The 19,169-nt window shown below is 49.2% G+C and carries 19 protein-coding genes, 1 tRNA gene and 1 pseudogene; 18 read left to right on the top strand and 3 right to left on the bottom strand.

Annotated features, from left to right (window positions below; translation table 11 throughout):
* The 10 genes from BLV85_RS11535 to BLV85_RS11495 all read left to right on the top strand — a co-directional run.
* Window positions 1-150, top strand: a 150-nt coding sequence (locus BLV85_RS11535) for a transposase (RefSeq protein ID WP_176973882.1), incomplete at its 5' end; no start/stop codon positions are given.
* 222 nt (window positions 151-372) lie between these two features.
* Window positions 373-963 carry a hypothetical protein gene (locus tag BLV85_RS11530; protein ID WP_245725198.1) on the top strand — a complete coding sequence of 197 codons (591 nt, stop codon included), beginning with the start codon at window positions 373-375 and terminating at the stop codon, window positions 961-963.
* Window positions 964-1,090: 127 nt separating this feature from the next.
* Window positions 1,091-2,248, top strand: a complete 1,158-nt coding sequence (locus tag BLV85_RS11525) for an N-acetyltransferase (protein ID WP_090415305.1) — start codon at window positions 1,091-1,093, stop codon at window positions 2,246-2,248.
* A 51-nt stretch (window positions 2,249-2,299) separates the two neighbouring features.
* Entirely contained in the window at window positions 2,300-3,118 is an 819-nt protein-coding gene (locus BLV85_RS11520) for a nucleotidyltransferase family protein (protein ID WP_090415302.1), read from the top strand.
* A 17-nt stretch (window positions 3,119-3,135) separates the two neighbouring features.
* Window positions 3,136-4,212: an LPS export ABC transporter permease LptF gene (gene lptF, locus BLV85_RS11515; protein WP_090415299.1), complete on the top strand. Its 1,077-nt coding sequence runs from the start codon at window positions 3,136-3,138 to the stop codon at window positions 4,210-4,212.
* Complete coding sequence (gene lptG / locus BLV85_RS11510; RefSeq protein WP_090415296.1) at window positions 4,209-5,276, top strand: LPS export ABC transporter permease LptG; 1,068 nt, start codon at window positions 4,209-4,211, stop codon at window positions 5,274-5,276. Before lptF ends, lptG begins: the two co-directional genes overlap by 4 nt.
* 68 nt (window positions 5,277-5,344) lie before the next feature.
* A complete protein-coding gene (locus tag BLV85_RS11505; RefSeq protein WP_090415295.1) occupies window positions 5,345-6,568 on the top strand; it encodes a CDP-alcohol phosphatidyltransferase family protein in 1,224 nt (407 codons plus the stop codon).
* Between the two features lie 16 nt (window positions 6,569-6,584).
* Window positions 6,585-7,535 (top strand): diacylglycerol/lipid kinase family protein, encoded by a 951-nt coding sequence (locus tag BLV85_RS15715; protein WP_245725197.1) that lies wholly within the window; start codon window positions 6,585-6,587, stop codon window positions 7,533-7,535.
* 16 nt (window positions 7,536-7,551) lie between these two features.
* Window positions 7,552-8,520: a hypothetical protein gene (locus BLV85_RS15710; RefSeq protein WP_245725196.1), complete on the top strand. Its 969-nt coding sequence runs from the start codon at window positions 7,552-7,554 to the stop codon at window positions 8,518-8,520.
* A gap of 56 nt (window positions 8,521-8,576) precedes the next feature.
* Window positions 8,577-9,224: a DUF2959 domain-containing protein gene (locus BLV85_RS11495; protein WP_090415293.1), complete on the top strand. Its 648-nt coding sequence runs from the start codon at window positions 8,577-8,579 to the stop codon at window positions 9,222-9,224.
* 34 nt (window positions 9,225-9,258) lie between these two features.
* Here the strand turns inward: BLV85_RS11495 and BLV85_RS11490 are convergent, their stop codons facing one another.
* The gene (locus tag BLV85_RS11490) at window positions 9,259-9,711 is read right to left on the bottom strand and encodes a DciA family protein (RefSeq protein WP_090415292.1); all 453 of its coding nucleotides are present in this window, start codon (window positions 9,709-9,711) and stop codon (window positions 9,259-9,261) included.
* A 25-nt stretch (window positions 9,712-9,736) separates the two neighbouring features.
* Here BLV85_RS11490 and BLV85_RS11485 point away from each other — a divergent pair, with 25 nt between their 5' ends.
* The 8 genes from BLV85_RS11485 (at window position 9,737) to BLV85_RS11450 (ending at window position 17,589) form a co-directional block, all read left to right on the top strand.
* The gene (locus tag BLV85_RS11485) at window positions 9,737-10,654 is read left to right on the top strand and encodes a M23 family metallopeptidase (protein ID WP_090415291.1); all 918 of its coding nucleotides are present in this window, start codon (window positions 9,737-9,739) and stop codon (window positions 10,652-10,654) included.
* A gap of 154 nt (window positions 10,655-10,808) precedes the next feature.
* Window positions 10,809-13,541 (top strand): preprotein translocase subunit SecA, encoded by a 2,733-nt coding sequence (gene secA, locus BLV85_RS11480; RefSeq protein WP_090415290.1) that lies wholly within the window; start codon window positions 10,809-10,811, stop codon window positions 13,539-13,541.
* Between the two features lie 222 nt (window positions 13,542-13,763).
* Window positions 13,764-14,369 (top strand): ubiquinol-cytochrome c reductase iron-sulfur subunit, encoded by a 606-nt coding sequence (gene petA / locus BLV85_RS11475; protein ID WP_090415288.1) that lies wholly within the window; start codon window positions 13,764-13,766, stop codon window positions 14,367-14,369.
* 1 nt (window position 14,370) lies between these two features.
* Window positions 14,371-15,618, top strand: a complete 1,248-nt coding sequence (locus BLV85_RS11470) for a cytochrome b (RefSeq protein ID WP_090415286.1) — start codon at window positions 14,371-14,373, stop codon at window positions 15,616-15,618.
* Entirely contained in the window at window positions 15,615-16,346 is a 732-nt protein-coding gene (locus BLV85_RS11465; protein ID WP_090415284.1) for a cytochrome c1, read from the top strand. Before BLV85_RS11470 ends, BLV85_RS11465 begins: the two co-directional genes overlap by 4 nt.
* 55 nt (window positions 16,347-16,401) lie before the next feature.
* Window positions 16,402-17,001, top strand: coding sequence for a glutathione S-transferase N-terminal domain-containing protein (locus BLV85_RS11460; protein WP_090415282.1), 600 nt, complete (start codon window positions 16,402-16,404; stop codon window positions 16,999-17,001).
* Complete coding sequence (locus BLV85_RS11455; protein WP_090415279.1) at window positions 16,998-17,447, top strand: ClpXP protease specificity-enhancing factor; 450 nt, start codon at window positions 16,998-17,000, stop codon at window positions 17,445-17,447. Before BLV85_RS11460 ends, BLV85_RS11455 begins: the two co-directional genes overlap by 4 nt.
* A 66-nt stretch (window positions 17,448-17,513) precedes the next feature.
* Window positions 17,514-17,589, top strand: a tRNA-Thr gene (locus BLV85_RS11450).
* Window positions 17,590-17,620: 31 nt separating this feature from the next.
* On the opposite strand, the pseudogene BLV85_RS11445 reads toward BLV85_RS11450, so the two are convergent.
* Together BLV85_RS11445 and BLV85_RS15705 are read right to left on the bottom strand one after the other, a co-directional pair.
* Window positions 17,621-18,605 (bottom strand): annotated as a pseudogene (locus BLV85_RS11445) (tyrosine-type recombinase/integrase).
* Window positions 18,515-18,844: a helix-turn-helix domain-containing protein gene (locus BLV85_RS15705; RefSeq protein WP_281245751.1), complete on the bottom strand. Its 330-nt coding sequence runs from the start codon at window positions 18,842-18,844 to the stop codon at window positions 18,515-18,517. The pseudogene BLV85_RS11445 and the gene BLV85_RS15705 overlap by 91 nt, the downstream one beginning before the upstream one ends.
* Between the last annotated feature and the right edge of the window lie 325 nt (window positions 18,845-19,169).

Raw genomic sequence — 19,169 nt, 5'->3', positions numbered from 1 at the left:
GACTTAAAAAAACGCTACTGGGGGCGCCATTTTTGGGCGCGAGGATACTTTTGTGTAACATCAGGAGAACTGACAGAAGAAATGATTCAAAACTATTTGGAGCATCATTTTGAACCTAAAGGTGATGATAATTTCAGAACCGAAAGCTAAACGGGTCTTAAGACCCGTATCCTGACTTTAGTCATTGTCACTAACCCACCAGCTTTAGCTGGTGGTTGTTTAGTCAAGAATATGACATAACTTTATTTGTTATCAAGTTCCGGACAGCGGAAAGTTTGTTGGCGTGCCATCGATGTGCGCGAATTATTGAGTTGGACTTGATTGCAATCAAGAGCGGGAAGAGCGGGAAGGCATTGCTACGGATACTGACCTGTGGCAATATCGAACTGCTTGATTAGCGGACGTGCAAATGGTCAATTTGCACGTTGTTTACTTTGCTGCTTTGCTGGAAGGACGAAGATTTTGGAAAATATTATTGAGCAGGTAACACTTTATTTTCAGGAGGTGCCGGATTGGCCCCTGACATTACTCGGTTTTGTCATAGTGGTCGCTGTGGTGGTCGAAATCATTAATCGCAGACGCCGGGGGGATGCTGTTGAATACTATGATTCGGTTTTTCTGGAAGAATTGATAGGTTTGTATCCGATTGCTACACGCTGGCCAGATAATTTCGTCGCCTTTATGCAGCCTCGCTTGCCCATCATGCGCGATGCCTTTGATAACCTGCGCGGTTTCATCCCGCAAGATCAATTGCGTGACTACAATATCGTGTGGAATAAATTTTATGAGTTTTCCCGTACGGGTAGGCTCGAAGAAGCTGATATTCATCAGGAGTCTCCCGAGGGCACGATGACGGAGGAGGCGCAGCAACTGTTGCTGCAACAGCAACGGCAGCAACAGCAGTTGATATTTCAACAGCTGGTGTCTGATCTTTTATCGTATACCCAGCAATTCAAAAAATAAACCGTCTGTCTGCCAAACAGCAAGTGTGGATTGCCGGGCGGTTCTAGTTGAGGAAAGGATTGGGCTCTGAGATCATATCCTGCGCTATATTTTTGGACCTGCGCAGTCATAACTGCTTTCTCTAAGCATGAGATTTCGACCAATTCAGCAAACTGGGGATTCGATTTGCATTCGTCCGGTCTCGTCTTTCCGTGATATCGGTACCTTTATCGAGATACCTTGGCTCGTATATGCGGCAGATCCTCACTGGGTGCCCCCCCTGCGTTTAGAGAGGCGATTGCATTTTTCCAGGTTCAATCCCTATTTCAAGCATGCGCAATGGCAAGCCTGGGTTGCCTACCAGAACAACCGGCCTGTCGGCCGGATCAGTGCCCAAGTCGATAGCTTGCATCGCCAGTACCACGGTCCGGATACTGGACACTTTGGCTTGCTGGAATGTGTCGACGATGAACGGGTCTTTGTTGCGTTGATGCGGACCGCCGAGAACTGGTTATCCGTGCGAGGGACAAAACGTGTGAGTGGGCCTTTCAATTTTTCTATCAACCAGGAGTGTGGCATATTGGTGGAAGGCTTCGAGACGCCACCGGTTTTCATGATGCCTCATTCTCCCAGGTGGTATATGCGCTTGTTGGAACAATACGGTTATCGGCCAGGCAAAGATTTGTTGGCCTACTGGATTGAGGCTGATTTCGAAACACCTCGTCTCATGCGCATCATGGCACAAAAATACCACGACCGAATTCAGGTCAGAACCCTGCATCGGGATAGGTTTGGCGATGAGATCGAACTCTTGCGCGATATTTTTAATGATGCCTGGTCTGAGAACTGGGGATTCGTGCCATTTACCAGGGATGAATTTGCTGAACTGGGTGACGCGTTGCGCTGGCTGGTTCCAGATGAATTTGTCCAGATTGCAGAAGTGGACGGCGTACCCGCAGCATTCATGGCGGTATTACCCAATTTGAATGAAATACTGTCCGGTCTGAATGGCAAATTGTTTCCTTTTGGCTGGCTGCAACTTATCAAACAATTAAAATCCCATTCGATTTCGACCGCGCGTGTGCCATTGATGGGCGTGCGCAAGCGGTTTCATAATACCCCACTCGGCATGATGCTGGCTTTCTCGGTTATTGATGCTCCCAGACAGGTGGGTTTGGCACGCGGTATTCGGGGTGTCGAGCTGTCTTGGATACTCGAGGATAATCAACCTATGCGCGCTATCTTAGAAAAGATCGGCAGCAGGGAATACAAACGCTATCGTATTTATGAGAAAACATTAGCATAAACCGGGAGATTGGCAATCTTGATACAAAAAATCCAATGTTTGTGAACCGTGATGAGCAATAAGGAACAGTATGTCGCTGTCGTTCTGGCAGCAGACCGGGCTGGAGTCGATCCGGTAGCCCAGCATGCGGGCACGGCCTGCAAGGCTTTTGCTCCTATTGGCGGCAGACCGATGATCTTGCGTGTGCTCGATGCTCTGGCGGGAAGCGCGCACATACAATCCACTCTGTTATGCGGTCCACCCGCTGCATTATTGCCCGAATGCCGCGAACTGGCCGAGTGGATCACGCATGGGCGAGTGTGTTGGATCGAAAGCCAGAATTCACCCAGTCTCAGCGCCGCCCAGGGCATGGCGCAAATAAATCCGAATACACGCATTCTTTTGACGACGGCTGATCATGCGCTGCTCACACCTGAAATCGTCGAGCATTTCTTGCAGGCCTCCAGTGGATTGGCGTGTGATGCGACAGTCGGCGTGATACGGCACGAAACCATACAAAGCAAGTTTCCTGACAACAAGCGAACCGTGATCCGCCTGCGTGATGGAAATTTCTGCGGGTGCAATTTATTTACCTTCAATCCGCGTGGCCGCAACCTGGTCGCCTTTTGGCAACAGGCAGAAGCCTTTCGTAAACGCCCCTGGCGGCTGGTTGGGCAAATACTGGGCTGGCAAGCGGTGTGGGCCTATTTGATTGGGAATTTGACGCTCAGTCGGGCTCTGGAGAGTATTTCCAATAAAACAAATGTCCGGATACAGCCAGTCATTTTGCCTTTCCCCGAGGCAGGTATCGATGTGGATAAGGCAAATGACTTGGTCCTTGTGGAATCACTGCTAACCCAACCCGTTTCATCACCTCGCGCGCTGCCATAGAGAGCACTTTTCTGCTTATGGGGATCATTGAAAGATACATCACGCGCGAGTTATTGCTTCCGTTTCTGGTGGTAACCGTTATTCTTATCGGACTCTTTGTAAGCTTCAGCGTCGCACGCTTTTTAACCGGAGCAGTGAGTGAGACCCTGGGCACAGCAGCAATGTTCAAACTGGTGGGTCTCAAAACCATTATTGCGCTTGAGGTACTGGTTCCCATTGCTTTTTATGTGGCGGTGATTCATGGTCTGAGTAGAATGAATCGGGACCAGGAAATCAATGTGCTGCGATCAGTGGGGTATAGCGATAACCGGATTGCCTATACAGTATTCCTGATTGCGCTGCCCGTTGCCATATTGAGCGGCATGCTTTCGATATACGCCCGCCCGTGGGCCTATGCCGAGAGCTATGTCATGGATGCACAGGCCGAGGCAGAGCTAAATGTTAACCGCTTCCAGCCTGGACGTTTTTATGGGAGCGAGAAAAGCGGCCGAATCGTGTTGGTGCGTGATAAAGACGACGCAGAAAAACGCATGGAAGGCATCTTTCACTATATCAGGACCGCGGAGAGCAGAGAAATTATTGTTGCCAGAGAAGGTTATCAGCGTCCGCTGACCTTGGAGCAACGTCCCCGTATCGAATTACTTGAAGGGCAAATCTACCGTCTCGAGTATGCGGCTATCAAGGACAGCATGGTTCAGTTCGAAAAAATGACTTACTTCGATGAAAGTGACCAGGTCTTGAACTATCGGCGCAAAGCAGCTTCTACCCGGGCTCTCTGGGATTCCGAGCTGCCGCGCGAAATCGCTGAATTGCAGTGGCGGCTGTCGCGGCCGGTTGCGACCGTTTTGCTGGCGCTGATCGCTGTTTCCTTTACGCGCTCTGTGCCCCGCAAGGATAAGAGTGATCGGACCTTTATCGCCGCTGCGTTGTTGTTTGCTGTTTATTATAACCTGAGTGGACTGGCCAAGACTTGGCTGGAGCAAGGTGTTGTGGCTGCCATGCCAGGAGTCTGGTGGCTCTATGGGCTGCTTTTGGTAATCGTTATCGTGCGCCTTTCGAATTTTAAACTTCAGTTCTCAGTAAAACACCGGTGAAAGTTTGTCATCGCTATATTGCCTGGCAAGTTTTCATGGGCATGGTTGTTGCCAGCGCCATATTGTTGCCACTATTCAGTTTCTTTGATCTTTTGGATCAGCTCGACGATGTAGGCAAGGGGAGTTATGCGATCAGGGATGCCTTCCTGTATACGGTAATGCTGCTTCCTCGCAGATTCATACAGATTGCGCCATTTATTGCGTTGCTGGGAACAGTCGGCGCGCTGGGTGCTCTGGCGGTCAATCTCGAGTTGGTGGCAATGCGCGTCGCCGGCCTTTCACCATTTGCGATAAGCTTGCCGCCAGTAGGTGTTGGATTGTTGCTCATTATTCTGATAGCCGGCCTGGAGTATTTCGTGGCGCCGCAGTTTCAGCAAAAAGCGATAGCGTTGCGCGCAGCCGCCTTGGAGCAAAGTGCAGAGCTGGGAAGGGGGTTGGGTATCTGGACACGAGATGCGCAAAACATTTTGCGTATCGGGGAAATGCTCCACGAGAATCAAGCGGTAGATATTGAAATTATGCACTTTAATCAGCAAGGACTGCTGACTGCTCATGCTTATGCACAGTATGCAGATATTATGGAAGAGGGGGTATGGATATTGCGTGGTGTCATTGTCCGAACTTTTGCTCCGAGCAGTATCACCGCCAGACATGCCAGTCGCATGAGTTGGCAATCCTTCCTGGGCCCGGAGGATATTGCGACGCTGACCAAACCCCCGGAAAGCCTCACGCCTTCTGAATTGGTGCGCCATGCAGCATTCTTGGAAGAAACCGGCCAGCAAGCGGATGCCTATCGCATGGCCCTGTGGCGCAAGATCGGTGGCGCCATCATGACTGCAGCGATGATTCTGATTGCGGTTCCTTTCATATTTGGTTCCGTGCGCGAAGGACTCGGCAGCAAGTTGGTGGTAGCCGCCCTGATGGGAATCGGGATTTACCTGCTTGATCAGATTATCGCGAATGTTGGATTGCTACTACAATTGAACCCCATCATGGTTTCCATTACACCGGGATTGATTCTGGTTGTCATCGCAGCCTACTGGTTATTGCGTCGGGTTTCCTGATTCTTGACAGAAACATTATGCAAGAGAGTGGTATCTCTGCTTTTTGATCGAATATTTAAATAATTAATATGCAAACAGCGCTTTTTGCCGATATTGTCGGCGACAGTGAGGTCAGCCTTTGGGGTCTGAGTGGACGCATGCGTTTGCAGCGCATGCTGACAGCGTTCAAGACGGTCAGTTTGCTGGACTCTTTATCAGAGCGGCCTGATGACGCAAATGTGTTATTGCTGCGGGCCGATTACTTGTTCGATGCAAGAGTGATCGAAGCTTTGCTGGGATGGCATGAAAATATGGTTTTGCTGAGCCCGGCGCATACACCTGTTGCTATTATGACGACTGGCAAGCATGTGAAGGCGATGCGTGAGGCATTGGAAGATGACCTTCCCCTGCCTGGCCACCTTAAGCGCTACACGCTGGAAGGCCTGCAAATCGGCGTGCAACAGAACCTGAAAAAGAAAGATTCACCGTATATATTGCCGATTGACTGTTCCAATCGCAATGCGCTGGAATCCGAACTATTCGCGGCTTCCTATAAGGGCGTCACTGATTTAGTGACCAAATGGCTGTGGCCAACGCCAGCGTTCTGGGTGACACAGCTTTGCGTGCGCCTGGGCCTGAAGCCCAATCACGTGACATTACTGAGCCTGTTACTGGCATTGTGGGCCGGTGTGGCATTCTGGTATGGGCATTTTGCCATCGGTCTGATGATGGGTTGGGGCATGACCTTCCTGGATACTGTCGACGGCAAGCTTGCGCGCGTGACCTTAACTTCGAGTAAAATCGGCGATGTGCTTGATCATGGCTTGGATATCATTCACCCGCCGTTGTGGTATCTCGCATGGGGAATCGGGCTGGGCGCGACGGCCACCCCTCTGCCCAATCTTGAATTGCTGGTATGGCTGATGTTCATCGGCTATATTGGTGGGCGCTTGTGCGAGGGTGCCTTCCAATTGTGGCTGGCACCTTTTGATATTTTCATTTGGCGTAAATTAGATTCCTTTCACCGATTGATCACGGCCAGGCGCAATCCAAATTTGATATTGTTGACTGCCGGCTGGGCGATCGGCCAACCGGAAACCGGATTTGTGCTGGTAGTAGGCTGGCATCTTTTGTCTACCGCATTCCTCTTGTGCCGTTTGAGTGTTGCCTGGTATCAACGTTCTCAACATGGGATGCTGCACTCATGGATGGAGTCTATCGATCCTGTTCGAGACCGACAGCAATTGGCAGTCAAGGTTTTTACGCGTATCCCGCTTGCCCAGCAATATGACAAATCCACAATCAGTAACTAGCCATCAGCCAGGCAGCATGCGAGCAGGCTTAATTTATAATCCGCTGGGCGGCCAATTCCGTAAGCGCGACCCTGACATTCGGCGTGTGCTGGCAGAAATGACCGGAATCACGCAAATCGAAGCAAAAGATTTATCTGAGTTTGATCGCGCTGTCAGTCAGCTGCTGGCAGAGGATATCGAATGGTTGATCATTATTGGCGGGGATGGAACGCTGCAAGGCGTGATTAACTGCCTATTTGCCCAGCGGTCAGTTGAGAAGTGGCCACTGCTGACAATCGTGCCCGGTGGCACCACCAACATGATCGCACTCGATTTGGGCATGCATGGGAAACCTGAACAAGTGTTAACCCGGGTCAAACACAGCTTAGGCCAATCCGGCCAGCCGGCATTGGTCAGCCGGCCAGTGCTCCGGATCGAGCAGGCGGGTGTGAAAAACGTGTATGGCATGCTATTTGGCCTTGGCCTGATTGCGCGCGGTGTAAGATTCTCGCAAAGCCAGGTCAAGCAACTGGGGATGACTGGCAATATTTTTACCCTCATCATCGTGTTGCGCTCGGTGATTGGCACTTTTCTCGGGCGTCCGCAAGCCGAATGGGCACCGGTTCAAATTTCCAGGGCAGATGGGAAGGGTGCCATGCAGATGGAAACCTATACATTTGCACTGGTGAGTGCACTTGAGCGCTTGCTGCTAGGCATTCGCCCATACTGGGGCAGTGAACCCGCGCCGCTGCATACGACTTTCGTCAGGCAAAACAGCAAGAATTTCTGGACCCGTATCTGGCTGCTCGTGGCAGGACGTGGCCATGGTTTGAAAAAAGCAGACGGCTACGAAAGCTATAACACGCACAGTCTGGAAATATGGCTGGACGATGAATATATCGTCGATGGCGAATTATTCCATGCCTCAAGTGAGCATGGCCCCTTGCGGATTTCTGCCGACGGTCCGCTCCTGTTTCGCGTGTTGTAAGCGTTTGGAGACGGTCATGCCAGATACTCACAAATCCCAGGAAGTCCCAGCACAACTGACACGGGTGATCGCCACTCAGAGTGCGCTGTCGACGCCCCCAGAATTCACAATTCTGGTGGATGCACTCAGGCAGCATTTTGGCGAGGCGCTGGATGCGATTATCCTGTATGGATCCTGTCTGCATGCAACCTGCCCACCTGAAGGCATTGCCGATTTTTATGTGTTGGTGGATGATTACCGTCACGCCTATCCGGAAAATTACCTGCGTTACTTGAATCGGTGGTTGCCGCCCAACGTGTTTTATCTGGAAGCGCAGAATCAGGCCGCAACACTCCGCGCCAAATATGCTGTCATTTCAACGGCGGATTTTGAACGGGGTGCACAGTCTTGGTTTCATCCTTATATTTGGGCGCGGTTTGCCCAGCCGACAAGGTTACTCGATGTGCGCAACAAGCAGATACGCCAGCGTGTTCATATGGCCGAAGCCAGGGCTGTGCTTAAGTTTCTCGAATCGACAATAGCGGGGATTGAGCCAGGATATGCCGATGTCGAAAAAATCTGGGCTTCCGGATTGGTGCTGACTTATGCTGCAGAGTTGCGCGCAGAGAGCGGGGCGCGGGCACATCATCTGGTCACGCTCAACCTGCCAGTCTATCAACGCCTGACAACGGCTGCCTTGCCTGCCTTGGATCAGTCCTTAATCATGCAGCAGGCCGATGGGTGCTACCGGATCCAAACGACGACTTATCAGAGAAGGCGTGCTCGTATTCATTGGCGCCTCAGACGCTGGCAAGGAAGACTCCTGTCGATTCTGCGCTTGAGTAAGGCGACCCTCACATTCCGGGATTGCCTGGATTATGCTGCATGGAAAATAGAGCGCCATACGGGTGTTAGGGTGGAAATTACACCCATGTTGAGACGTCATCCAGTTCTGTGGGGATATAAAGTTTTATGGCAACTGCTGCGACGTGGGGTGGTGAGGTAAGTATGGCCAGCATCAAGCGGATTCTTCAATAGGGTATTAATCAAGTGATGACAACTATGAATAATTTAAAACACATTGGTATACTTTTTTTGGTGATTTTACTGGCGGCCTGTTCTAGCATGTATTACAGCGGGCTTGAGAAAATCGGCATACCCAAGCGCGATGTATTGGTTTATCGGGTAGAGAAAGCGCGCGATACGCAGGAAGCGACCAAGGAACAGTTTAAATCTGCTCTTGAGCAATTCACGGCGGTCACGAACTATCAAGGGGGCGATCTCGAAAGCCTTTACAAGAAACTGAATCGTGAATATGAAGCCAGTGCAAGCAAGGCCAGGGAGGTCGGAACCCGAATTGCGGACATAGAGGATGTCTCTGCAGCGTTGTTCAAGGAATGGGAACAGGAGATCAGTCAGTATTCAAGCTTGACACTCAAACAAAGCAGTCAGAGCAAGCTCGATGCGACCAGAGCGCATTACAAGCAACTCATTATCGCTATGAAAAACGCAGAAGCCAGGATACAGCCAGTTCTGACCGTTTTTAATGATCAAGTCATGTATCTCAAGCATAATCTCAATGCGCAGGCGATCACTTCCCTGAAAAATGAGTTGAGCGTGTTGCAGTCGGATGTTTCATCCTTGATCGCCTCGATGGAAAAATCCATCGAGGAGGCCAATATCTTTATCAGAAATATGGAAAAGAATTGAAACCGCAGCGCAGCCAATAGGGTAATAGGATGGGTTATGTAATTTTGCTACCCGGCGCCAGCAACAATTCCAGAGAAGATTTGAGAGGGGATTGGTGCGGTAAATTTGCTGTGAATTGATTGAGATGATCGGCCGCTGCTTGACTGAGGCGTGGCTTTCTTGATGGATTTCCTGTGCTCCTGGGATGAATGTTCGGCTGTAGGGAAATTTTGATATGATGAATCTCAAATCCATCTTTATTCAATTGTTGGTGAATAGATGGCAGGGCGTTTCGAAGTCTGGCTGCAACCGCGCCGCTATTCACATAAACCAGCAGCAATCCATCCGCGTATCGTCCCACGGCACAGTGCTCTTGTAACTGGGCGGGGATGGCCTTCAATAAGGCTTTTTGTATCTCAATTAGTTGCTTTGCCTTGATGAATATATGTTCATAATCAGGAGTCTTGCTGAGAAGAGCGAGATAATTGCTTAAGTTATGAGCAGACATGGCCTATTAATCCAAAGAGAGACAGATGAATATTATTCTTATTTCTGATCGGTTGGGGCAGGCAAAAACTTTGACCCTGACGCGCATACATTTTATATTGGGCGCTGTTTTAATCCTGATGATGGTAGTACTTTTGGCGATTGGGCTCAATCGTTTTGTCGGTAATTTGGCGGATAGAGTCGATCATCCTCTGCTTCGTACCGTTCTGCAGCATCCAGAGTTCGAGAAAAATCAGCGTGTACAAAGTTACGTAAATAAGAATCTGGATTATATGGCGACCAAGCTGGGGCACATGCAAGTGCAGCTGTTGCGTTTGAATGCTTTAGGTAAGCGGCTGGTGGATTTGTATGGCATCGATTCTCATGAGCTCTCCTTTGATCATGTACCAGGACAGGGCGGTCTGTCGCTGGAATCCGGGCAAGAGGATGTCTCATTTGAGGAACTCAGCCAGCAGTTTTTTGGGCTGGCCAAATTGCTGGATGATCATTCAGACAAGCTGACAATATTGGACAGCATGCTGCTCAATGAGCGAATCGAACAGGAAATGCTGCCAACCGCGATGCCACTGGATGCCCATTGGACGTCATCTGCATTTGGTACGCGTGTCGATCCTTTTAGTGGAAAAAAAACCTTCCATGAAGGGGTCGATTTTCCAGCCAAGCCTGGTACCCCGATCAAGGCTGCTGCCGGTGGCGTAGTCGTCTATTCTGATTATCATTCTGATTATGGTAACATGGTCGAGATTGATCATGGCAACGGCTTGGTGAGCCGCTATGCGCATGCTTCCAAGCGTGACGTGAGTGTCGGCCAGCTCGTGCTTAAGGGACAAAAAATTGCCGAAATTGGGAGTACAGGCCGATCCACGGGTCCTCATCTGCATTTCGAGATCAGACACAATGGTGTGCCGCTTAATCCTTCACGCTTCCTTCAAATGCCTGGTTAGCTTGCCATCTGTTGTCCGCCTCTTTAAAAATCGAGTGGCATTGTCGACTGTCAATAATCCCTTGACTTGATCATGAAACCCGATAGATTTGGCTGCCGGATCTACAGGCATCCCTGCTCTTTACCATTGAATGGAACCGAATTATTAATTTCCCATGTTGAATAACTTACTGAAAAAAATTTTTGGCAGCCGCAATGATCGGCTAATCAAACAATATTTCCAAACTGTTCGTACCATCAATGAATTGGAGTCTGTTATCGCTCCGTTAAGCGATGCGGAATTGAGCGGCAAGACCGGTGAATTCAAGCAGCGTGTTGCCAATGGAGAAGAGCTGGATCAGTTATTGCCCGAAGCATTTGCCGTGGTGCGTGAGGCCGGTAAGCGTGTATTGGGCATGCGTCACTTTGACGTCCAGCTGATAGGGGGGATGGTGCTGCATGAAGGAAAGATCGCCGAAATGCGCACCGGTGAGGGCAAAACACTGATGGCGACTCTGCCAACCTATTTGAATGCGCTGTCAGGCAAGGGTGTGCATATTGTAACGGTCAATGATTATCTGGCTAAACGTGACGCGGAATGGATGGGGCAGATCTACCGCTTTCTTGGCTTGACCGTCGGCGTGGTTGCCTCACAAATGCCGCATGATACCAAGCATGCGGCCTATGCAGCAGATATTACCTACGGTACAAATAACGAATACGGTTTCGATTATCTGCGCGACAATATGGTCGGGCATGCAGGCGAACGGGTGCAGCGCCCGCTGAATTTTGCGATTGTGGATGAGGTGGATTCGATTCTGATCGATGAGGCGCGGACACCGCTGATTATTTCCGGAATGGCCGAAGGCGATACCGAAATCTATGTGCAAGTCAACAAGTTGATCCCCAAGCTGGTGCGGCAGGAAGATGAGAAAAGTCCTGGGGACTTCAGTGTGGATGAAAAGTCACAACAAGTTCTGATAAGCGAATCGGGGTTCGAGCATGCTGAGAAATTGCTGGGTGAGGCGGGCCTGCTAGCGCCGGGAACCAGTTTGTACGATCCGGTCAATATCAATCTGATTCATCATCTCAATGCCGCATTGCGCGCAAACGCTTTGTACAACCGTGATCAGCACTATGTTGTGCAAAATGGCGAAGTGATCATCGTGGACGAGTTTACAGGACGGTTGATGCCGGGGCGGCGCTGGTCGGAGGGTTTGCATCAGGCAGTCGAGGCCAAGGAAAATGTCCCGATCCAGAAAGAAAATCAGACCCTGGCTTCGATTACTTTCCAGAATTATTTTCGCATGTACGAAAAACTCGGGGGCATGACCGGGACGGCCGACACGGAAGCCTTCGAGTTTCAGCAAATCTATGGTCTGGAAACCGTAGTGATCCCAACACACCGGCCAATGGTGCGTGAAGATCGTATGGACCAGGTTTTCCGGACAGCACCAGAAAAATATCAGGCGATATTGGCGGACATCAAAGACTGCTATGAACGCGGACAACCCGTTCTGGTTGGCACTACTTCCATCGAGAATAACGAATATCTTTCAGCACTATTAAAAAAAGAAAACCTGCCTCATCAAATACTCAATGCCAAGCAGCATGCGCGTGAGGCCGATATCATCGCCCAGGCCGGACAACCTAAGATGATTACCATTGCCACCAACATGGCAGGGCGGGGAACCGATATTGTGCTGGGCGGCAATCCTGAACCGGAAATCAATCGTATCCGCGCGGATGATTCGCTCGATGAAGCGACCAAGGCTAAAAGGATTGCAGACATCCAGAGTACTTGGCAGGTGCGGCATGATGAGGTAATCAAATTAGGGGGGCTGCACATTATCGGGACGGAACGGCACGAATCGCGCCGGATCGATAACCAATTGCGCGGACGTTCCGGACGGCAGGGGGATCCAGGATCCAGCCGGTTTTATCTGTCTCTGGAAGACTCGCTCTTGCGCATTTTTTCCTCGGATCGTGTGGCCAGTATCATGACGCGCTTGAATATGCCCGAGGGGGAAGCGATTGAGCATCCATGGGTGACGCGAGCCATAGAAAATGCGCAAAGAAAGGTCGAGGCCAGAAACTTCGATATTCGTAAGCAGTTGCTGGAGTTTGACGATGTGGCGAATGATCAGCGTAAAGTCATCTATCAACAGCGTAATGAGTTGTTGGAAGCCGAACATGACATTTCTGAAACCATTGGCGCCATCCGGGAAAGTGTCATCGATCAATTGATCAGTCTATATATGCCGCCGCAAAGCATAGAGGAGCAGTGGGATATTGACGGATTGGAAAAGGCGCTGGCCAGTGAATTTCATATGCAATTGCCCATTCATGAGTGGCTGGAGAAAGACCCCGAGCTGCATGAAGAAAACCTGCGTGAACGCATCATCACGGCAGTGAATACCTATTACCTGGATAAAGTCGAGCAGGTTGGCGCCCAGCTGATGCATCAATACGAGCGAATGGTCATGTTGCATAACCTCGATACCCATTGGCGCGAGCATCTGGCGGCACTGGATCATTTGAGGCAAGGCATTCACTTGCGGGGTTATGCGCATAAAAATCCAAAACAGGAGTACAAGCGCGAGGCCTTTGAGTTGTTTACCAGCATGCTGGAGGCAATCAAGGTTGAAGTGACCAGGATCCTGATGACAGTCCAGATCCGAAGCGAAGAACAAATCGAATCGGCGGCCGAAGCGCCATCTCCGCAGAATCTACAGTATGAGCATGCTGCTTATGCGGATGAAACGGTCAGTGAACAGCAGGCATCACAAGAGAAAGCCGAAAGCAAGCCCCAGCCGTTCGTGCGCAAGAGCGACAAGGTCGGCAGAAATGATCCTTGTCCATGCGGTTCGGGCAAGAAATACAAGCAATGCCATGGCCGGCTAAATTAAAGCCGAAGAGATGAGCAATGCTTTTGCGAGGGTTGCATGCAGATATTTGCATAATCGATGAATGATCAATGTTACCTCGTAACGTAGGCTTATGATAGAATAGCCCCTTTTTCAAGAAGGGCCATTTATAAGCTGGTGGCCTGTTTTTAGGTATTAAATTTTTGGCTTGCAAAATTTTGTTGCTGGTTGGTGGGATATTTAATGATATGGAATTGTTAGAAAATGACAGACAGCAGTGATAATAGAAAAATGAGCGGACGGCGTCGCTTTTTGCTGGTGACCACTTCGGTTGCCGGGGCAGTGGCTGGCGTGGGTATCGCAACTCCATTCGTACGCAGCATGATGCCGAGTGAGCGCGCGAAAGCTGCCGGAGCGCCAGTTGAAGTTGATATCGGCAAGCTGGAACCGGGCATGTTGTTAACCGTTGAATGGCGCGGCCGGGTGGTATGGGTGCTCAAGCGTACTCCTGAAATGCTGCAGAATCTGGAAAAATTGAACGCCCAGTTGGCTGATCCTGATTCCAAACGGGAACAACAGCCAGACTATGCACAAAATCCTGTACGCTCGATCAAGCCCGAAGTGCTGGTGGTCGAAGGGGTCTGTACACATCTTGGTTGTTCTCCAGTATACAGAAAAGATATAGCACCCGCTGATTTGGGCGCTGATTGGCTGGGCGGTTTCTTCTGTCCTTGTCATGGATCGAAATTCGATCTTGCCGGACGTGTCTACAAGGCCGTGCCAGCACCTACCAATCTGGTGGTGCCTCCTCATACTTATTTAAGTGATAGCCGGCTTTTGATCGGTTCTGAAAGCAAAGAGTCCGCATAAAATGAGCAAACAGAAAAAATCATTATTGGAATGGATCGATGAGCGTTTTCCCTTGACGGCGACTTGGAAAGCGCATTTATCGGAATATTACGCGCCTAAAAACTTCAACTTCTGGTACTACTTCGGATCATTGGCGTTGTTAGTGCTCGTCAACCAATTGTTGACGGGTATTTTCTTGACCATGAACTATAAGCCAGATGCGGGCATGGCTTTTGCGTCAGTTGAATACATCATGCGCGATGTGGATTTTGGATGGTTGATCAGATACATGCATTCAACCGGTGCCTCCATGTTCTTCGTGGTGGTTTATCTGCATATGTTCCGTGGCATGATGTATGGTTCCTATCGTAAACCACGCGAGCTGCTCTGGTTGATCGGTATGGCTATTTTCTTCGTGCTCATGAGCTTGGCCTTTACCGGTTATATCCTGCCTTGGGGCCAGATGTCCTATTGGGGCGCGCAGGTGATCGTGAGCATGTTCGGTGCGATTCCATTTATCGGTGATACGCTGTCGAACTGGATCCTGGGCGACTTTATGTTGTCGGATGCGGCGCTCAACCGATTCTTCGCATACCATGTGGTGACCCTGCCTGTATTGATCGTTGTGCTGGTTTTCGTGCATATCATTGCGCTGCACGAAGTGGGCTCCAACAATCCGGACGGTATAGAAATCAAGGCCAACAAAGATCCCAAAACCGGTATCCCTGTCGATGGTATTCCGTTTCACCCCTACTATACAGTCAAGGATATTTTTGGTGTGATCGGGTTTTTAATTGTCTTCTGTGGAATAATTTTCTTCGCTCCGGAAATGGGTGGCTATTTCCTGGAGGATAATAATTTTATTCCAGCCAATACGCTGCAAACGCCTGATCACATCGCGCCGGTCTGGTATTTCACGCCTTATTACTCCATGCTGCGCGCAGTCACCGTGAATTTCCTTTGGATTGACGCTAAATTGTGGGGTGTGATCTTGATGGCGGCTGCGGTTGTTATTTTCTGTTTCCTGCCATGGCTGGATCGAAGCCCCGTGAAATCAATCCGCTACAAAGGGCCTTATTTCAAAACGGCTTTGACACTGTTCGTGATCAGCTTTTTTGTTCTGGGGTGGCTGGGTACCCAAGCGCCGACTCCTTTGTATACATTGCTGGCACAAATTTTTACCGTCATTTATTTTGCATTTTTCCTCCTCATGCCGTGGTATAGCAAAATAGATAAAACTAAACCAGAACCAAAGAATGTGACGAAATGAGAACGATGAAAATTTTATTATTTATTGCACTGTTAGTCCCATTTGCCGCGCATTCCGGCGGCTCGGATCTGGTATTGGACAAGGCTCCCATTGATACCAGCGACCATGCTTCGTTGCAGCGTGGCGCCAAGAGTTTTGTCGAATATTGTCTCACCTGTCATGGCGCGAGTTTCATGCGCTACAATCGTCATCGCGATATTGGAATGAACGAGGATGATATTCGCAGTCAATTGATCCATACCGGACAAAAGACCGGCGGGCTGATGGAAAGCGCCATGAAGAAAAAAGAGGCAGAGGAGTGGTTCGGGGTCGTGCCGCCTGATTTATCCGTCATAGCTCGGGCCAGAGGGGCTGACTGGTTATACACCTATCTGAGAACTTTTTATCGGGATAGCACCACTTATAGTGGTTGGAATAATTTAACCTTTGATAAAGTGGCCATGCCACATGTTCTGCATCAGCTGCAAGGACAGCAAGTGCTGAAAGCCGAGCAGAAATCAGGAAGTACGGGTTCGGCAATGAGCAATCTGGAAATTGCTGTGCCAGGCCTGATGACAAAGGCGGAATATGACAGCTTCGTTGCCGATCTGGTTAATTATATGGTTTATCTCGGTGAGCCCCATGCAGCCCACCGCAAGGAACTTGGCACCATGGTGATCCTGTTTCTTATCGGCATGTTAGGCTTGACCTATTTGCTTTATAAAGAATACTGGAGGGATATCCACTGATTTCCACATGGGTTAATGTACTGAACGATTATTTAATCTCTATATTTACAAAGCTATGATGACGTTGTATTCAACAGCGACCTGTCCATTCAGTCATCGTTGTCGGATCGTATTACACGAAAAAGATATGGATTTTCAGGTAATAGATGTTGATCCTAACAATATTCCTGAAGATCTTGCCGTAATCAGCCCTTATGGAAAAGTCCCCATTCTGGTTGAACGGGATCTCGTGCTATACGAGGCAAACATAATCAATGAGTATATTGATGACCGTTTCCCACATCCGCAACTTATGCCAGCGGAGCCAGTCATGCGTGCCCGCGCCAGATTGCTGTTGCATCGCTTCGAGAAAGAGCTGTTTTGCCATATAGAGACGCTCGAACGGAATGATCAGAAAAGCGCTGATCGGGCTCGTGCGGACATTGCCACTGGATTGACGATGATTGCTTCGATTTTCGACAAGCAGCGATATATGTTGGGCGAGGAGTACTCCATGCTGGACGTGGCAATTGCTCCGCTGCTATGGAGACTGGATCATTATGGGGTTAAACTGCCTAAACAAGCCGCGACATTGCTTAAATATGCCGAGCGCTTGTTTAGCAGGCCCTTGTTTATCGATGCATTAACACCCTCTGAGAAATTGATGCGGAAATGAATGCGCCTGCCATCAAACCTTACTTAGTCAGGGCAGTTTATGCATGGTGTGTCGATAACGATCTGACGCCCTATGTATCTGCGGTCACTGATGGGTGTCTAAACATTCCCTTGGAATTAAGCAGAGACGGGGAGATCATACTCAATGTCAGCCCGGCGGCGGTGAGCGATTTATTGATAGACAACGAAATTATCAAATTTGCCACACGCTTCAATGGCGTACCCAGAAAGATTGAAATAGAAATCGGAGCAGTCAAGGCAATATTTGCCAAAGAACTTGGGCAGGGTCTGACGTTTACGCCGGAAATCCATTCGGAACAAAAACGTGACGTGACTCACGAAGATCAGGCAGTCACTGATCAGACGGCTTCCTCAGATGACCCTGCTGGTTCTGCTAAATCTGCTAATGAAAAACAAGATAAACCCTTCCTTAAAGTTATAAAATAGCGTTGTTTTCTGTATTTCTTGCAGCCAAAGTTGTTTAGAATAGCATTTTAGGATTTTCCATTTTATGCCGGCATAGCTCAGATGGTAGAGCAGCTGATTTGTAATCAGAAGGTCCCGAGTTCGATTCTTGGTGTCGGCACCATTAAATCAATAGGTTAAGTGAGTTTTCTAATCTACTGATTTTCCGATTGTGTCAAATTTGTGTCAGTACGCAGTAATCCATTTACTACTTCTGCGTGTTTCCTGAATTGCTCTGGAGCGAGATGTGCATAGCGCTTCACCATCTCTGTTGATTCCCAGGCTCCCATCTCCTGAATCACGTTTAAAGGCACGCCTCCTTGAGTTAACCAACTCGCCCAGGTATGTCGCAAATCATGCCAGCGGAAATCCTCAATACCTGCATGTGTCAACGCTTTTCGCCAGGCTCTCGTATTCGTTTGGATAATTGGCTTTCCTCGATAGGTGAAGACTCTTGTTGGATGTTTGCCAATCTGCTTCTTCAACGCCTCTATAGCAGTTGCATTTAATGAAACGTGAATACTTTTTCTTCCCTTGGTCTGCATGTATCCATGCAACATTTCTTAGTAAATCGACTTGTGACCATTCCAATTCAGTAACATTTCTTTTACGTAAGCCAGTTGACAGCGAGAATTTGACTAAATCTACCAGATGTTCCGGCAGTTCATTTAATAGAATTCCAGCTTGCTGTGGAGAGATCCAGCGAATCCTGCGTTTCGGCTCTTTATAAAGTCGTATATAAGGTGCTTTTTCTATCCACTCCCAATCCTGGGCCGCTTTGCGAAAAATAGCACGGATTGTTGCCAGATAACGATTCGCTGTAGAAGGTGATGTTTCTTTGCACTTTACCTCACCAACTTTTGCTATAACTTCTCGCGTTATCTCAGTAAGCAACCGTCCCCTGAAGAACTGTTGAATCCATGCTATTTGTTGCAAATTTTGCTTATGTGTGGCTTTGTATTGAGTTTCCATCAGCCATTTATAAGCAGCTTCGTCCCAAGTGTATGTAGGTTTTTTGCCAACCTTTGCAGTTTTCCACGCTTCAGCTTTCAGCTTGTCATGGAATTCCTGCGCCTGGGTTTTGTCTTCTGTTGCAGCAGAGCATCTAATGCGCTCACCGCCTGGTGTGGTGAATCGAATCCACCACGTTTTACCGCGTTTAAAGAGTGACATAAATTTATCTCCTTATGTCCCACTTGCAACGCTTGCCGGGTACAAGCATATAACGAGCGGATATGTTCAGCAAGGTCATCTTCAATGAATGCCCAACGTTTTCCTAATTTGGCACCTGGAATGATTCCTGATTTAGCGCGTCGTCGAACTTCTTCGGGATGCATTTTAAGAAACTGGGCTGCTTCGATAAGATTTAAGGTTTTCATGGGCATCCAACCTTTGATAAAAATTTCGGCTCCTCGGCAGAATTTGTGGGTAACCGAAAGCGCCTTTTGTAAGACCGTGGCCGGAGATAGTGGAGCACCCCGCCCAATCTCTGAGAAGCTGAAGTTGCGACACAAACAACTTCACAGGAGAGAGCGGGATGCAGATCCAGACTATCCTAAACCGTCTGCAGAAATTCAAGTCATTTGTCTATGCTGGCGTTCGCTGGGGCGGCAGCAAAGAAACTCCCCATCTGGAGATCGAGGTGGTGGAGAGGCGTAACAGCCGTGCGGTATGCTCGGTCTGTGGTATGCCAAGGGCTGGGTA

Source organism: Nitrosomonas halophila (genome assembly GCF_900107165.1).
Taxonomy (GTDB): Bacteria; Pseudomonadota; Gammaproteobacteria; order Burkholderiales; family Nitrosomonadaceae; genus Nitrosomonas; species Nitrosomonas halophila.
The sequence above is the reverse complement of the archived record's forward strand: the minus strand, read 5'-3'. Positions and strand labels throughout refer to the sequence as shown.

Bases quoted from the DNA above. Each gene is read 5' to 3' on its own strand.
- petA (WP_090415288.1), top strand. From the start codon at position 13,764: ATGACAGACAGCAGTGATAATAGAAAAATGAGCGGACGGCGTCGCTTT.
- BLV85_RS11485 (WP_090415291.1), top strand. From the start codon at position 9,737: ATGAATATTATTCTTATTTCTGATCGGTTGGGGCAGGCAAAAACTTTG.
- BLV85_RS15715 (WP_245725197.1), top strand. From the start codon at position 6,585: ATGCGAGCAGGCTTAATTTATAATCCGCTGGGCGGCCAATTCCGTAAG.
- BLV85_RS11525 (WP_090415305.1), top strand. From the start codon at position 1,091: ATGAGATTTCGACCAATTCAGCAAACTGGGGATTCGATTTGCATTCGT.
- BLV85_RS11490 (WP_090415292.1), bottom strand. From the start codon at position 9,711: ATGTCTGCTCATAACTTAAGCAATTATCTCGCTCTTCTCAGCAAGACT.
- BLV85_RS11460 (WP_090415282.1), top strand. From the start codon at position 16,402: ATGATGACGTTGTATTCAACAGCGACCTGTCCATTCAGTCATCGTTGT.
- BLV85_RS11505 (WP_090415295.1), top strand. From the start codon at position 5,345: ATGCAAACAGCGCTTTTTGCCGATATTGTCGGCGACAGTGAGGTCAGC.
- BLV85_RS11455 (WP_090415279.1), top strand. From the start codon at position 16,998: ATGAATGCGCCTGCCATCAAACCTTACTTAGTCAGGGCAGTTTATGCA.
- BLV85_RS11495 (WP_090415293.1), top strand. From the start codon at position 8,577: ATGAATAATTTAAAACACATTGGTATACTTTTTTTGGTGATTTTACTG.
- BLV85_RS15710 (WP_245725196.1), top strand. From the start codon at position 7,552: ATGCCAGATACTCACAAATCCCAGGAAGTCCCAGCACAACTGACACGG.
- secA (WP_090415290.1), top strand. From the start codon at position 10,809: ATGTTGAATAACTTACTGAAAAAAATTTTTGGCAGCCGCAATGATCGG.
- BLV85_RS11465 (WP_090415284.1), top strand. From the start codon at position 15,615: ATGAGAACGATGAAAATTTTATTATTTATTGCACTGTTAGTCCCATTT.
- lptF (WP_090415299.1), top strand. From the start codon at position 3,136: ATGGGGATCATTGAAAGATACATCACGCGCGAGTTATTGCTTCCGTTT.
- BLV85_RS15705 (WP_281245751.1), bottom strand. From the start codon at position 18,844: ATGAAAACCTTAAATCTTATCGAAGCAGCCCAGTTTCTTAAAATGCAT.
- BLV85_RS11470 (WP_090415286.1), top strand. From the start codon at position 14,371: ATGAGCAAACAGAAAAAATCATTATTGGAATGGATCGATGAGCGTTTT.
- BLV85_RS11520 (WP_090415302.1), top strand. From the start codon at position 2,300: ATGAGCAATAAGGAACAGTATGTCGCTGTCGTTCTGGCAGCAGACCGG.